At 55.8% G+C, this 12,856-nt stretch carries 11 protein-coding genes; 6 read left to right on the forward strand and 5 right to left on the reverse strand.

Features of this window, described 5'->3' with window-relative positions; translation table 11 throughout:
- Positions 1-22 precede the first annotated feature (22 nt).
- A complete protein-coding gene (locus tag AC0JZ1_RS04445) occupies positions 23-718 on the forward strand; it encodes a GNAT family N-acetyltransferase (protein WP_471881230.1) in 696 nt (231 codons plus the stop codon).
- On the forward strand, positions 715-924 hold the full coding sequence (locus AC0JZ1_RS04450) for a hypothetical protein (protein ID WP_471881231.1): 210 nt from the start codon (positions 715-717) through the stop codon (positions 922-924). The genes AC0JZ1_RS04445 and AC0JZ1_RS04450 overlap by 4 nt, the downstream gene beginning before the upstream one ends.
- A 3-nt stretch (positions 925-927) precedes the next feature.
- Here the strand turns inward: AC0JZ1_RS04450 and AC0JZ1_RS04455 are convergent, their stop codons facing one another.
- The 3 genes from AC0JZ1_RS04455 to AC0JZ1_RS04465 all read right to left on the reverse strand — a co-directional run bounded on the left by AC0JZ1_RS04455 (position 928) and on the right by AC0JZ1_RS04465 (position 3,597).
- Positions 928-1,974: a nickel/cobalt transporter gene (locus tag AC0JZ1_RS04455; RefSeq protein ID WP_471881232.1), complete on the reverse strand. Its 1,047-nt coding sequence runs from the start codon at positions 1,972-1,974 to the stop codon at positions 928-930.
- Entirely contained in the window at positions 1,968-2,609 is a 642-nt protein-coding gene (locus tag AC0JZ1_RS04460) for a DUF1007 family protein (protein ID WP_471881233.1), read from the reverse strand. Before AC0JZ1_RS04460 ends, AC0JZ1_RS04455 begins: the two co-directional genes overlap by 7 nt.
- 94 nt (positions 2,610-2,703) lie before the next feature.
- Complete coding sequence (locus AC0JZ1_RS04465; RefSeq protein WP_471881234.1) at positions 2,704-3,597, reverse strand: LysR family transcriptional regulator; 894 nt, start codon at positions 3,595-3,597, stop codon at positions 2,704-2,706.
- A gap of 527 nt (positions 3,598-4,124) precedes the next feature.
- Between AC0JZ1_RS04465 and odc2 the strand changes: the two genes are divergently transcribed.
- The gene (gene odc2, locus AC0JZ1_RS04470) at positions 4,125-5,261 is read left to right on the forward strand and encodes an ornithine/lysine decarboxylase (protein ID WP_471881235.1); all 1,137 of its coding nucleotides are present in this window, start codon (positions 4,125-4,127) and stop codon (positions 5,259-5,261) included.
- A gap of 85 nt (positions 5,262-5,346) precedes the next feature.
- The gene (locus tag AC0JZ1_RS04475; protein ID WP_471881236.1) at positions 5,347-5,940 is read left to right on the forward strand and encodes a GNAT family N-acetyltransferase; all 594 of its coding nucleotides are present in this window, start codon (positions 5,347-5,349) and stop codon (positions 5,938-5,940) included.
- A gap of 33 nt (positions 5,941-5,973) precedes the next feature.
- On the opposite strand, the gene AC0JZ1_RS04480 is transcribed toward AC0JZ1_RS04475, so the two are convergent.
- Positions 5,974-6,243 (reverse strand): hypothetical protein, encoded by a 270-nt coding sequence (locus tag AC0JZ1_RS04480; RefSeq protein ID WP_471881237.1) that lies wholly within the window; start codon positions 6,241-6,243, stop codon positions 5,974-5,976.
- Positions 6,244-6,506: 263 nt separating this feature from the next.
- Between AC0JZ1_RS04480 and AC0JZ1_RS04485 the strand changes: the two genes are divergently transcribed.
- A complete protein-coding gene (locus AC0JZ1_RS04485; RefSeq protein WP_471881238.1) occupies positions 6,507-7,196 on the forward strand; it encodes an OmpW/AlkL family protein in 690 nt (229 codons plus the stop codon).
- 601 nt (positions 7,197-7,797) lie between these two features.
- Entirely contained in the window at positions 7,798-11,790 is a 3,993-nt protein-coding gene (locus tag AC0JZ1_RS04490) for an amino acid adenylation domain-containing protein (RefSeq protein WP_471881239.1), read from the forward strand.
- 78 nt (positions 11,791-11,868) lie between these two features.
- Here the strand turns inward: AC0JZ1_RS04490 and AC0JZ1_RS04495 are convergent, their stop codons facing one another.
- Positions 11,869-12,855: a WD40 repeat domain-containing protein gene (locus AC0JZ1_RS04495; protein ID WP_471881240.1), complete on the reverse strand. Its 987-nt coding sequence runs from the start codon at positions 12,853-12,855 to the stop codon at positions 11,869-11,871.
- Position 12,856: the final 1 nt, after the last annotated feature.

A 12,856-nucleotide genomic window follows, 5' to 3' on the forward strand; every position in this document is an offset into this window, starting at 1 on the left:
GCGGTAATGGAGGGGAAGAACCATGCGTGATCTTGCCGAATTCAAGGGCTGCCCGCCGCCTTCGCCGGTGCGGCTGGAGGGTCGCTATGTCATTGTCGAGCCTTATGAACGGGCAGTGCATATTCAAACGCTGTGGGAGGCGCTTGGGGCAGGAGACGGCATCAACGATCTCATCCGCTATTTTCCAAACAAAAGCTATAACCACCCAGAACAATTTGCCGATTGGATAGAGGATATCAATCACCGCCTCGGCTATGTCACGCTTGTCTTTCGTGACAAGGAAGATGGCGAAGTGGTGGGCATGGCGACCTATATGCGTCCCGATGCAGCCAATGGCGTGGTAGAAGTCGGGTCCATCGCTCACGGTGCGGGCATGTCGCGCTCACCTCTTTCCACAGAAGCGCAATATCTGTTGGCCCGTCACGTATTCGAGGATTTGGGCTATCGCCGCTACGAGTGGAAGTGCCACAATGGCAACGAGCCGAGCAAGCGCGCTGCACTCCGGTATGGCTTCACCTTCGAAGGCGTGTTTCGCCAGCACATGATTTCGCGCGGCGAAAACCGTGATACGGCCTGGTTTTCGATCATCGATAGCGAGTGGCCGCTGCTGGCAAAGGCCTTTGAGGCATGGCTGGACCCTGCCAACTTCGATGAGCACGGACATCAGAAGCGGAAACTGGAAGCCATCCGTGCGGAGTTGCAGGATAAGGCAGCATGACAAATAGATCTGGCCGTTCGCCCGCCATTGCCGCGGCAATTATCTTCTTTGGTTTCATGCTGCTGTTTTTCGCCATGCCCGCGATCATGTTGTGGCTGGCGGATTTTTCGCCATGGCTTGCAGCAGCCTTCGGTACGCTTGCGGTTCTATCCTTCTTTCTGGTCTTCTGGCTGCGGGCAAGACACCAGCGCAGCCAGGATCGCTGAGCATCAGAAACCTTGTAATCCCGTGCCTTGAAGCGAGGCGGCAAGCAGGCTCAAACCGACCACGATAATGAAAAGCGCGCCGAAAATCTCGATGGCGTTGGTCACGAGGTTTGCTGTGCGCGAGCGCTTGCCAGCCAGACGCACAGCGAGATCCTTTGCTGTCACCGCAACGATCGCAAGGATCGAAACAGTCATCGCCGTGCCGATTGACATGGCGAGCACGGACAGCCCCCCGCCGAGATAAAGCCCATTGAGCAGTGAGAAGCTCATGACCAGAATGGCACCGGAGCAAGGGCGAAGCCCGACTGCAATCATGGCCGACCAGGCTTCCCGCCAGTGGAAATCCTTCTCGCGCAGTGCAGCAGGGTTTGGAATGTGCAGCTGGCCGCAATCAGCGCAGTATTCCCCAGCCGCCAGATCCTTGTGGTCATGACCCACTTCCACCGCTTCAAAACGAAGTCCTGTCGGGCCACCGGCAGGTGCGGCATGAGCGAAGATGGGCAGGGATGAGCGTTGCGGCCACAGCGCGACGAGCTTCTTACCGAGCAGCCAGAAGCCGAACAGTGCGACCAGCCCGAAGCTTGCGATTTCCATGGCCCAGGTTGCCTTGGTCATGGTGATGCCTGTGCCGCGTAGAAGAAGATAGGCGACAGCCACGAGAAGGATCGCTGCCAGACCTTGAAGAAGGGCACTGATGAAGGAAATCAGAATGCCACGACGAAGGGCGGTTTCGTTGGCGATCATGTAGGAAGAGATCACGGCCTTGCCGTGCCCAGGTCCGGCCGCGTGGAATATGCCATAGGCGAACGAAAGTCCGATCAGACCTTTCAGCGCCCATGGGTCTTGCCGCATGTCGCGGAGCGCACCGGTTAGTTCGCGGTAGAAGGCTTGCTGCCAGACATTGATCCAGCCGAGATAGGGGCCGAAAAAGCCTGTTGTATTAAAGGATGGTTCGGCTGTTCCGACGCCAAGGGGAGACTGCGCATGGGCCGCGACCACGAAACCCAGCAATGCCAGGATCGCAACGGGTACGACGCGTTTACTCAGCATGTCACCTCCAGGCGGGTGGCAAAAAGCTTTGTCATGTCCGTGCCTGTCGGATCGTTGAAGAATGCGTCCGTGAGGGAAGACTGGTTCTGGGCGATCACCTCATCCGGGTTGGGGCGCACCACCTTGTGCTGACAGGCAGCGAACGCTTTGCCCTCCGGCACGAGATCCTTATCATTCGGGAAGTCGAGCGAGGTGTACATGGACGGATCGTATATGCCGAAAGTGAGCTTGCCCTTCAATGGAACGGCCTCGCTTGGTTTGACGGCGAAGAAGGCGAGCACCTGATTGTCCTGAAAGGTGACATGGATCACATCCGGCTTCTGCACCGGAATGTTTTTACCGTTCATGGTGATGGTGGTGAAGTAATGAAAATCGACAAGCGAGTTACGCATGGTCTCGCCCAGTTCCGCAAGTTCCGGCGGATCGAGCTTGCCATTGGTGTTCTTGTCGAAATCCAGAAGCACGCTGGATGAGAACATCTCGTCGAAACGCCAGATATTGCGCACTTCGGAAATCTGACCCTTGTCATCGGCCAGCACCTCCATGCGCGCTTCCACGAATATGTGCGGATGAGCCAATGCGGGCAGGGGGGAGAGGATAAGTGCTGCGGCAGCGAGCCACCCGTATCTGGTCATTGCCGAATCCTGTGAAGCGTTAGCGCTGATTTCGCCCGCAAATGGGACGGAATTTCGGCCAGCGTCAACAGAGCAGTGCCCTGCCGTCTTGCTTTCACAAGGATTTGCGGAACCAGTTGGAGAGAAAATCGACGAAGCTTCGCACTTTAGCGGGAAGATAGCGGCGATGCGGATAAACGGCGTAAATGCCGCGGTCCTTGTCGATATACTCATCGAACAAAGTCACAAGCTCGCCGGATTCGATCGCTGCCTTGGCAACGAAATCCGGAATCAAAGCGACACCGAGACCGGCCTTTGCAGCACGGAGGGTTGCCTGCGGACTGTTGACCTCGATTGGCCCGGCAACCGAGACCGAAAGGTTGCTGCCATCCAGGTTACGGAACCGAAGATGGTTATGCGAGCGCGCATTGGTATCGATGATAACCGGCTTGCCGACAAGATCCTGCGGATGTTTCAAGGGACCGAATCGGGCCACATAATCGGCTGTGGCACAGGCATGAACCCGAAAGTCGGAAAGCTTGCGCGCAATCATGCCGGAATCCTCAAGCCGCGTGATTCGGATGGCGAGGTCAAAATTTTCCTCGATCAGGTCCACGAATCGGTCTTCAGCGACGATATCGAGCGAAACCTCGGGATGAGCCTTGGCAAAATCGATGAGCGACTGCCCAACATCGGCATCGATAAAGGTGCGCGGCGCGGAAATTCTCAAGCGTCCTTTGAGATCCGCATTATTCTCGCGAACCAGATCGGCGAGATTATCGATCTCTTTCAGAATATCCGAAGCTGTTCGGTAATAGGTGTGGCCAGCCTCTGTCATGGAAAATTGGCGCGTGGTGCGGTTTAAAAGCAATGCGCCAAGATCGTCCTCCAATTCACGGACATACTTGGAAAGCAAGGCTTTTGAACGTCCGGTGCGGCGGGCGGCGGCTGAAAAACCTTCCGCTTCCACCACATCAATGAAGGCGCGCATGCGCGTCAGCGTGTCCACACTCTCGTCCCTTTTCTAGCGTTGTCTCCTTCGTGGAGCGTTACGCATCGTTGTGCAATGTGAAATTTTCAGCCGTGTGAAAAAAGCCCTTGATTATGACGGCGAATATTCATATTTCCGTGCTGCCCAAAGTCGCACGTGCCTGTGGGTGTCCGCCGACCCTCGAGTGGTGAGGAAAATCGGTAAGGTACCTGGAACTAACCCCTCCAGTCGCTATTCCGGCCAACCGGAAAATGCGAGGACATCTTGAAGCAACGACGGTGCGGGCCTTTCTAGTCTCTGCAGGCTTTCCATCAGCCTGCAATACTGAAGAGGCACACCATCATTGCCGGAAGTGCGGTTGGGATAATCCCCTCCAATCCATGGCAGACAAAGCCGGATCAATGCTCTTGGCAGGGCGTTGACCCAAACCCTGCGCATTCAGGCGCGAGTGAAGCTCCGGGATTTTCCACCGGCCGGGCCTCGCTCATCTGCTTGCGCGTCTTTGTCCTTCGGCTTGCCGGAGAAGCTCTATAGGGATTAGACCAATGACGACGACCGCTCGCATTCTCGACTTTCTCCGCACCCAACGTCCGGAAGGCCCGTGCCTCGTCGTTGACCTTGATGTCGTGCGCAACAATTACACCGCCTTCCGTCATGCTCTGCCGGATAGCGCGATTTACTATGCGGTAAAGGCCAATCCCGAGCCTGAAATCCTGAAGCTTCTCGCTTCCATGGGTTCCAACTTCGACTGCGCCTCCGTCGCTGAAATCCAGATGGCGCTGGCCGCCGGTGCTTCCGCTGACCGCATTTCCTTCGGCAACACCATCAAGAAGGAACGCGATGTTGCGCGCGCTTTCGAACTCGGCGTTGGCCTGTTTGCGGTGGATAGCCACGAGGAAGTGGAAAAGGTTGCCCGTGCAGCCCCTGGTGCCCGCGTATTCTGCCGCGTTCTGACCGATGGCGAAGGTGCCGAATGGCCGCTGTCTCGCAAGTTCGGCTGCGTTCCGCAGATGGCGGTGGACGTGCTTGTTTATGCACATCAACTGGGTCTGGAAAGCTACGGCGTCTCTTTCCACGTTGGCTCGCAGATGACCAAGGTCGATGCCTGGGATTCCGCTCTGGCCGATGCCAAGCGTGTTTTCGCACAGCTCGCCAAGCAGGGCATTTTCCTGCAGATGGTGAACATGGGCGGCGGCTTCCCGACCAAGTATCTGCGCGACATCCCGTCTGCTGAGGAATATGGTCAGGCGATCTTCGCTTCGCTGCGCAAGCACTTTGGCAACAACCTGCCGAAGACCATCATCGAGCCGGGCCGCGGCATGGTGGGCAATGCGGGTGTGATCAAGGCGGAAGTCGTTCTGGTTTCCAAGAAGTCCGACAATGACGAACATCGTTGGGTCTTCCTCGATATCGGCAAGTTCGGCGGTCTGGCAGAAACCATGGACGAAGCCATTCGTTACCCGATCCGCACGGAGCGTGACGGTGACGAGATGGAGCCTTGCGTCATCGCTGGCCCAACATGCGATTCCGCCGATGTTCTATACGAAAAGAACATGTACCCTCTGCCGATCTCGCTGACGGTGGGTGATGAGGTTCTGATCGAAGGCACGGGTGCCTACACGACCACTTATTCGGCGGTTGCCTTCAACGGCTTCGATCCGCTGAAGGCCTATGTGATCTGATTGGCTGGCTCCGGTTTGTAGCCGGAGCCGCATCTCACAATTCTTTTTCGAGCCGTCTGAACGGTGTTGAGCTTCGGAGGCCAAGATGGCCGCTGTTCTTGATTCTGTACGCGCCCTGTTTGCGCGGAACTCCTTCATCATTGCTACCGAGACCCCGGCAGATATCGTTGCGCGCGAAAATTTGCTGGATCGCGCCATGGGACCTGGTCGTCGCAGGAAGTCATCGGAGAAGCTGCGTCGTGGACGTCTTCCCGCAGAAGGGTTAGCCCTTGTGGCTCGCGATGACGAGGGACATGTCATCGGCACAGTGCGCCTTTGGAATGTGGAGGCGGGTGTGGGTGCGGATGGCGTCGCGGTTGACGCGCTTCTGCTCGGACCGTTGGCTGTGGATCAGGCGCATGAAGGCAAGGGAATTGGCGCAGCCCTTGTGCGGTCGGCTATCGCGGAGGCGAGCGCACGCGGTCACGGTGCCATTCTTCTGGTTGGCGACGCGCCGTATTACGAGCGTTTCGGTTTCTTTGCCTCCAAGGCACAGCACCTCGTCATGCCGGGTCCGTTTGCCCGTGAGCGTTTTCTGGGGTTGGAGCTAAAGGCTGGCTGGCTGGAGGGTGCCGTCGGTATGTTGACGGCGTCGGGCCGTAAGCTTTCCCGCACTATCGAGCAGCGCCGCGCCGCCTGACAAGACCTTGTGACATGATCTTGAATGATCATGTCACCTATTGATGTCCAACTTACTCTCAACCTGAACACCGGGACGGTCGCAAAGCAGCGGTATATGTGTTGGGTGGACAGGGCGAATATCGATCCGCGTCAGAGCCTCCAGGATTTGCTCCTCTGGCATTCTGCTCCGGCTGTACTTCAGCCAGAAAACAAGGACCGCCAGGAGAACTGTGGGCGGAAAGACCAGCCAGATTGTTTTTATAATGTCCGGCAAAGCGCGGAACGTGGCGAGAAAATCGGTTATAAGATTATAATCGGTCATGCGTCTGCTCCGGCTTTGCGAAGTCAGAACGCGCTTTCCCTGAGAATGATCCTCAAAGCTGATACAGTTTCCGAAACGACTAATTTCTCGTTAAAGACAGCAGGCGCAGGTGTTGCAAAATTGCACTGTGCTGTGTGATTTTTTGTAATTCAATCAGGGCCTTGACCTTCGTCAAACGCGTTTGATGCCGATCAAGCTCTTTGCGACGATTACAACTAAACCTCTCCCCATCGCATGAGATTGATTGTTGCAAGGAGAGTATCATGATCAAGAGCGGACCAGCGATTGCTGCAATTTTGGGTGCGGCCACGGTCGTTCTTTCCGGCGCGTCGCAGGCTGCGGACCTGACGGTATCCGATCCGGTTCAGGCTGCCCATGAGGCCGTTGCTGCGTCGCACAGCCCATGGCAGGTTCGTGTCCGCGCGCTTGGCGTTATTCCAAATGACAAGGGTTCGGTGAACGGCGTGGCTGGGTCGGACTTGAAGTATTCGAATTCGATCACCCCCGAACTGGATATCTCCTATTACTTCACGGACAATGTCGCCGCCGAACTGATCCTTGGCACAACGAGTTCAAAGATCAGTGGCGATGGTGTTCTGGCTGGCACGCCAGTCGGGAAAACCTGGATACTGCCGCCTACTGTTACGCTGCAGTATCATTTCACCGATTTAGGTGCTTTCAAGCCCTATATTGGCGCCGGCTTGAATTATACCTTCTTCTACAACGAAACCACCAAGCCCGGCTTCAGTAATCTGAAGGTTGATAATCATGTTGGTGCCGCACTACAGGTCGGCTTTGACTATATGCTGGATGAGCATTGGGGCCTCAACTTCGACGTGAAGAAGATCTTCCTCGATACGAAATGGAGCGCAAACACCGCAGGTGGTTTGCTTTCGGGCAAAGCCAAGCTTGATCCCTGGCTGGTGGGTGCAGGTGTAACCTACCGCTTCTGATTTTACGTCTACCTCGAGGAAGAATCGTTCGGATGGGGGCATCCGGCACCGTGGCAGGTTTCTTCTTAAAAGAGGTGAGCGAGGGTCGGCACTCAGGTGTCGGCCCTCGATTTTGTTTGATTATAACGCCGGTGACATTCTTTGCGCTTCGAGCTTGGTGCACTGCGATAGCAATTCCATTCAAACCGGAGCTCGCACATCAGGAAAATTGATGATGCCGGCCGAGAAGCCATCACCCCGGGAGCGTCCCTCCGGTTTGCGGTGGTCGAGAAAAATCCACATCAAAGATTATTTTTGCTGCGGTGCGAGCGCGCGCACAGCCGCCTGTGCGGCGCGCCTTCATGATTCTGTATCATTTTTATGCACTATGGGGAATGTGGAGGCTGAATCTCCTCTTTTGAAGCTCTAATAATATAATAACTGTTCACGTTAAAAAATTTGGATCGATTACTTCAATTTTTTAAATTTATCAGAAATAGCAAAGTGGATTACTAATACACCCATAGTTTTAAGGTGCTTTCATACAAAAACGAAATTACGTTTTTTCAGTGACTGTTTTTCCATGAATAAATTTTTTATAACCTATCTATAGGAGAGGGAATTGCTTACGAAAACCTCCTTGAAAGCTTTGACCTCCGCGCAGAAAGGCATATGGCTGAAGCAACGCTTCTCCTCCAGTGACACTTTATTCGATATTGCCGAAGCTATTGAAATTCATGGACCCATCCATCCCGGTGTGTTCACAACAAGCCTTGAAATGGTCTCTAACGAAATTGAGGGCGCGCGCAGTGAGTTGGTGGAGGTCGCGCACGTCCCTCATTTTTCGATCCGCGATAAGCGCATTGAGCCGTTTGAGGTTCATGATTTTTCAAATAGCGCTGATGCTCGCAGTGCAGCATACGACTGGATGCAAAAGGAGATTGTGAAGGGCGATGGCCGCCTCTTGTGGGACAGCGCCTTGCTGCGGGTGGCGCATGACCACTGGGTCTGGTTTCACCGCGCCAACCATATCATCATGGACGGGTTTTGTGGTGTCTTGATTGCCCATCGGGTATCGCAGATTTATACCGCGCTCATAAACAACGATCCCATCCCTCCTACCGAACTTGGCAGTATGCAGGATGCGCTCGATCTGGAGGAGCAATACAGGACCTCTAGCAGCTTCGCTCGTGATCGCGATTACTGGCTGTCGCAGCTGCAGGATATGCCGCCGCTTGTAACCCTCGCGAACCGACGCGGCACAATGTCTGGCGGCATTCTTCGCCATCGCGCAAAGCTTCCACGTGAGCAGGTGGAGAAGCTATCCGCGCTAGGCAAGGAGATTGGCTGCACCCTGCCGCAATGCCTGATCGCGCTCGTCGCGGCCTATTATGCCCGTGCGACTGACAGTGAAGACTTGACGATGGCCACCATGGTTACGGCGCGCACGAGCCCCGCCATGCGTCGCCTGCCTGTAATGATGGCGAACGGTGTGCCCTTGCGTTTCCGCATCGGGGCAGACGTGAATTGGTCGGATTTGGCCAAACAGGTCGGGCAGCAGATGATGCGGGCACTGCGCTATCAGCGCTATCGCTACGAAGACATGCGTCGTGACCTGAGCATGAACAAGCAGGAAGACCAGCTAGTCAGCCTGGGCGTGAACATTGAGCCCTTCAACTACGATCTGCGCTTCGATGGACATCCGACCACAGCACACAATCTTTCCAATGGCACGATGAGCGATTTCACCATCTTTGCCTATGATCGGGGTACAGATCAGGATGTCGAACTGGATTTTGATGCCAATCCTGGTCTTTATACGTTGGAAGATTTGAAGACGCATGAGGTGCGTTTCAAACGGATGCTGGATGCTATCTTGGAAGTGCCAGAGACCCCGGTGCATGCAGTTTCCCTGCTCTCAGAACCAGAACTGCACACCCTTCTCCACACGTGGAACCGGACGCAGAAGCCTGTGAACGGCCAAAGCTGGCTTGAACTGTTCCAGATGCAGACTTGCCAGCACTCGGATGCCTTGGCCGCACGCTTTGGTGATCGTAGTACAAGCTATTTCGATCTCGATTGCCTCTCGGATCGCTGGGCAGCAGTGCTGCGGCAGGAAGGCATTGGCCGTGGCGATCTTGTGGCTGTCGCGGTTCCCCGGTCACTGACCATGCTGGTGGCGATGATTGCGATCCACAAAGCCGGTGCTGCCTATCTGCCGGTTGATCCGGAAGATCCGGTCCATCGCCTTTCCATGATTTTTGAGGATGCAAAGCCTGCCGCCCTGATGACGACGCGGGACACGGTTCGCCAGCTGCCGTCGGTTCATGGTCGAACCTTATATATGGATGAGCAATTGCCGGAAATCCGCGGGCCAGTGGCCTCCGTCATGCCATCGGGCGATGATACTGCCTATGTTATCTTCACATCGGGTTCCACTGGCCGTCCAAAGGGCGTGGAAATATCGCATCTCTCACTTCTGAACTTCTTGCAGGCCATGCAGGAGATGCTGAGGCTGGAAGCCGGTCAGAAGATTGCCGCTGTCACCACGGTCGCCTTCGACATTGCAGGGCTGGAACTCTTTCTGCCTCTGACGGCGGGTGCGGCAACCGTCATTGTACCGCGTGATGTGGTGAAGGACCCGGCAAGACTGGTCAATCTCATCGAGCGGGAAAACGTGTGCCTCATGCAGGCCACGCCATCGCTTTGGCGCTCTCTTGCGCATGAATTCGGCAAACGGCTCAAGGGCTTGCGGTCACTGGTCGGTGGGGAGGCGCTGCCATCGGATCTTGCTCGCAAGATGGCGCTTATGGGCCATCCCGTCTTGAACGTGTATGGACCGACCGAGACGACGATCTGGTCTACAGCCATGCAGTTAACGGGCCATGACCTTGAGACCACGCCTATCGGACGTCCAATCCTGAACACGCAGGTTTATGTTCTGGATCGTAATCTCAAACCCGTCGCGGTTGGAGTTCCGGGGGAGCTCTATATTGGCGGTCTCGGTGTTGCCAAAGGTTATCTCCATCGCCCCGATCTCACGCAAGAGCGTTTTCTGCAAAACCCATTCACGCAGGATGGCGGTCGAATTTACAAAACAGGTGATCTGGTTCAGTGGCGCAGCGATGGTGTGCTGGAATATCTGGGTCGGAATGATGACCAGATAAAAATCCGTGGTTTCCGGGTCGAGCTGCGCGAGATCGAAGCAGTCATTGCGTCTCAGGAGGGGGTGTATCAGGCCGTCGTTGTCGCAAAGCCCGATGCCAGCCAGCGCATGCGTCTCATTGCCTATCTGGTGATGGAACAGGGACAGCATCTGACCACGAAGGCGCTGCAACACAAGCTCACCGGCTTCCTGCCAGCGCATATGATCCCATCCGATTTCATCGTGCTGGACGCCATGCCGTTGAATACGAATGGCAAGATTGATCGCCGTGCACTGCCCGAGCCCCGCGAGACGGCGAAAGTACAGGCGGTACTGCCGTCTACGGAACTGGAAAAGCGCGTTGCGAAAATCTGGTGCAATGTGCTTGGGCTTACTTCGGTCGGCATCCATGACAACTTCTTCGAGCTGGGAGGTGATTCTCTCTCCGCAGCGGTCATGATTTCAGCTCTGCGCGATGTTGGGCTGCCGGATGTGCCGATTGCTGCCCTTCTGGATTCCTTTACAATTGCCCGTCTAGCTGTGGTTTTGGAAAAACCATCGGATGTGAACTACTTCCAGCCCGTTCTTCCGTTGCGGGAAGGGGGACATGAAGCGCCGCTTTTCTGCATTCATCCGGGCGTCGGTTTTGGTTGGAAGTTTGCGGCTCTTTCCCAGTCACTCGATCCAGACGTGCCGATCCATGCCCTTCAATCCGATGCCTATGCGGAGCAAGGTTTGCGACCGGATGATACCATCGAATCCATGGCACAGCGGTATGTGAGCCGGATCAGGGAGATTCAGCCCACAGGCCCTTATCGACTGCTCGGCTGGTCCATGGGCGGACTTGTCGCGCACGAAATGACGCGCCAGATCGTGCAAGGCGGTGGCAGTGTTTCATATTTGGGGATGCTGGATTCTTATCCGTTCACCAACACCAAAATCGATGTGGCGGAACGGCAAGGCTTCCTTGTCCAACAGGCACTTGCTTTCCTGGGCCACGATGCCATGGCACTCGGCGACAACCCGACAGTGGACGAACTGGAAGTCTTTCTTCTCGATCAGTGGGAATTTAACGGCACCACGTTCGAGCGCGAGCTGAAACTAAACAATCCTCAAATGTTCGCGCGTGTCAGAGGTGCTATCGTGCAGCATCTGGAAATGAGCAATAGGTTCGTGCCGGGTCGTGTCGATGTCGATATTCACATGTTCCAGGCACGCTCCATGGCATCTCCCAAGTTGAGAGAAGTCTTGAAATACGATCCTGCCGCCTGGTTGGAGCACACACGCGGCAATCTGGATGTCATTCCAATCAATGCTGGACATGCAGATATGCTGGATGCCAAACCTGCAAAGGAAATAGGCATGCTGGTATCTCAGCAACTGAAATCCAAGAAGAAGCCCCACCTCGTGCCGATCGCGACGAACCGGCGGATGCTGGAGAATGTGCTCTCAGCAGAAAGCCTTGTCTAAAAGGACAAAGCCTGCAGCTGCTTTGAGTTTTTTGACATGCAGAGGCTTCTGGCATCGAAAATGCCAGAAGCCATAGCCTCAGCCGGCGATATCGATCACGCCGCAATCACCGGTTTCCGATCCGAATGCCAGAAGCTTGCCATTGCCGCTCCAGCTCAAAGCGGTAATGGCACCATTGCCGGGGCGGCGCAGCAGCGCTTCCTTGCCGTCGCCCACGCGAACACCCAGCACCATGCCATCGATAAAGCCGATGGCGAGAACCTCTTCTGCAGGATGGAAGCTGACGCAGGTGGCGAGCACATTGGCACGTGTGCCAAGCTCGAGAGGTGCCTTGCCCATCGGGCCATCCTTGGCTGAAAATGGCCATACGATTGCCGCAGGGGCGCCGGATGTGGCCAGCCACTTGCCCCTGGGTGACCAGGAATAGGATTTGACCTTGGCGGGATAGCCCGTCATGCGCATATGGCGCGGGTCACCCGGCTTCCCATCGAGCTTCCAGCCATGCAAGGCATTTTCCTGCATTGTGGTAACCAGGAAGCGACCGTCTGGCGAGAAGGTGACGCCGGTATGCGCACCCTTCCATTCCAAATCGGATGCTGGTGTATTGGTGTTCACCCAATGCAGCGACACACCATTGTAACGGGCTGCTGCAATCCGCAAACCCTTGGAGGCGAAAGCAAGGCCTTCAACGGTGCGTTCCTCGGCAAATTCCTTGGTCGTTCCATCGGCCAGCACCACATGGCTTGCCTTGCCGTGAGCGTAGGCCACGGCACCCTGCGGCCCACCTGCCACGACATTGATCCACTTGCGCGGCGCTTCCGCCACTTGCAACGTAGAACCATCAGCGGCCACGCGCATCACCTTGCCATCTTCACCGCCGGTCAGCAGCGAGGCATGAAAGGGATCGCGCACGCAGGTCAGCATGCCCTGATGGAGCTCGGTGACTTTCTCGCCGCCATCGAGCCGCCGAATCTCTCCGGCAGCCGTTGCGAAGAAGGGGATGTCGCCTAGAAAATGCGCCGCAATAACGTGGCCTTCGATATCAAATGGGGCAACTGTCGGCATT

Source organism: Affinirhizobium capsici, from assembly GCF_977018625.1.

Excerpts from the sequence above, each read along its gene's own strand:
- AC0JZ1_RS04480 (WP_471881237.1), bottom strand. The coding sequence starts at position 6,243 with ATGACCGATTATAATCTTATAACCGATTTTCTCGCCACGTTCCGCGCT.
- AC0JZ1_RS04445 (WP_471881230.1), top strand. The coding sequence starts at position 23 with ATGCGTGATCTTGCCGAATTCAAGGGCTGCCCGCCGCCTTCGCCGGTG.
- odc2 (WP_471881235.1), top strand. The coding sequence starts at position 4,125 with ATGACGACGACCGCTCGCATTCTCGACTTTCTCCGCACCCAACGTCCG.
- AC0JZ1_RS04460 (WP_471881233.1), bottom strand. The coding sequence starts at position 2,609 with ATGACCAGATACGGGTGGCTCGCTGCCGCAGCACTTATCCTCTCCCCC.
- AC0JZ1_RS04450 (WP_471881231.1), top strand. The coding sequence starts at position 715 with ATGACAAATAGATCTGGCCGTTCGCCCGCCATTGCCGCGGCAATTATC.
- AC0JZ1_RS04455 (WP_471881232.1), bottom strand. The coding sequence starts at position 1,974 with ATGCTGAGTAAACGCGTCGTACCCGTTGCGATCCTGGCATTGCTGGGT.
- AC0JZ1_RS04485 (WP_471881238.1), top strand. The coding sequence starts at position 6,507 with ATGATCAAGAGCGGACCAGCGATTGCTGCAATTTTGGGTGCGGCCACG.
- AC0JZ1_RS04475 (WP_471881236.1), top strand. The coding sequence starts at position 5,347 with ATGGCCGCTGTTCTTGATTCTGTACGCGCCCTGTTTGCGCGGAACTCC.
- AC0JZ1_RS04495 (WP_471881240.1), bottom strand. The coding sequence starts at position 12,855 with ATGCCGACAGTTGCCCCATTTGATATCGAAGGCCACGTTATTGCGGCG.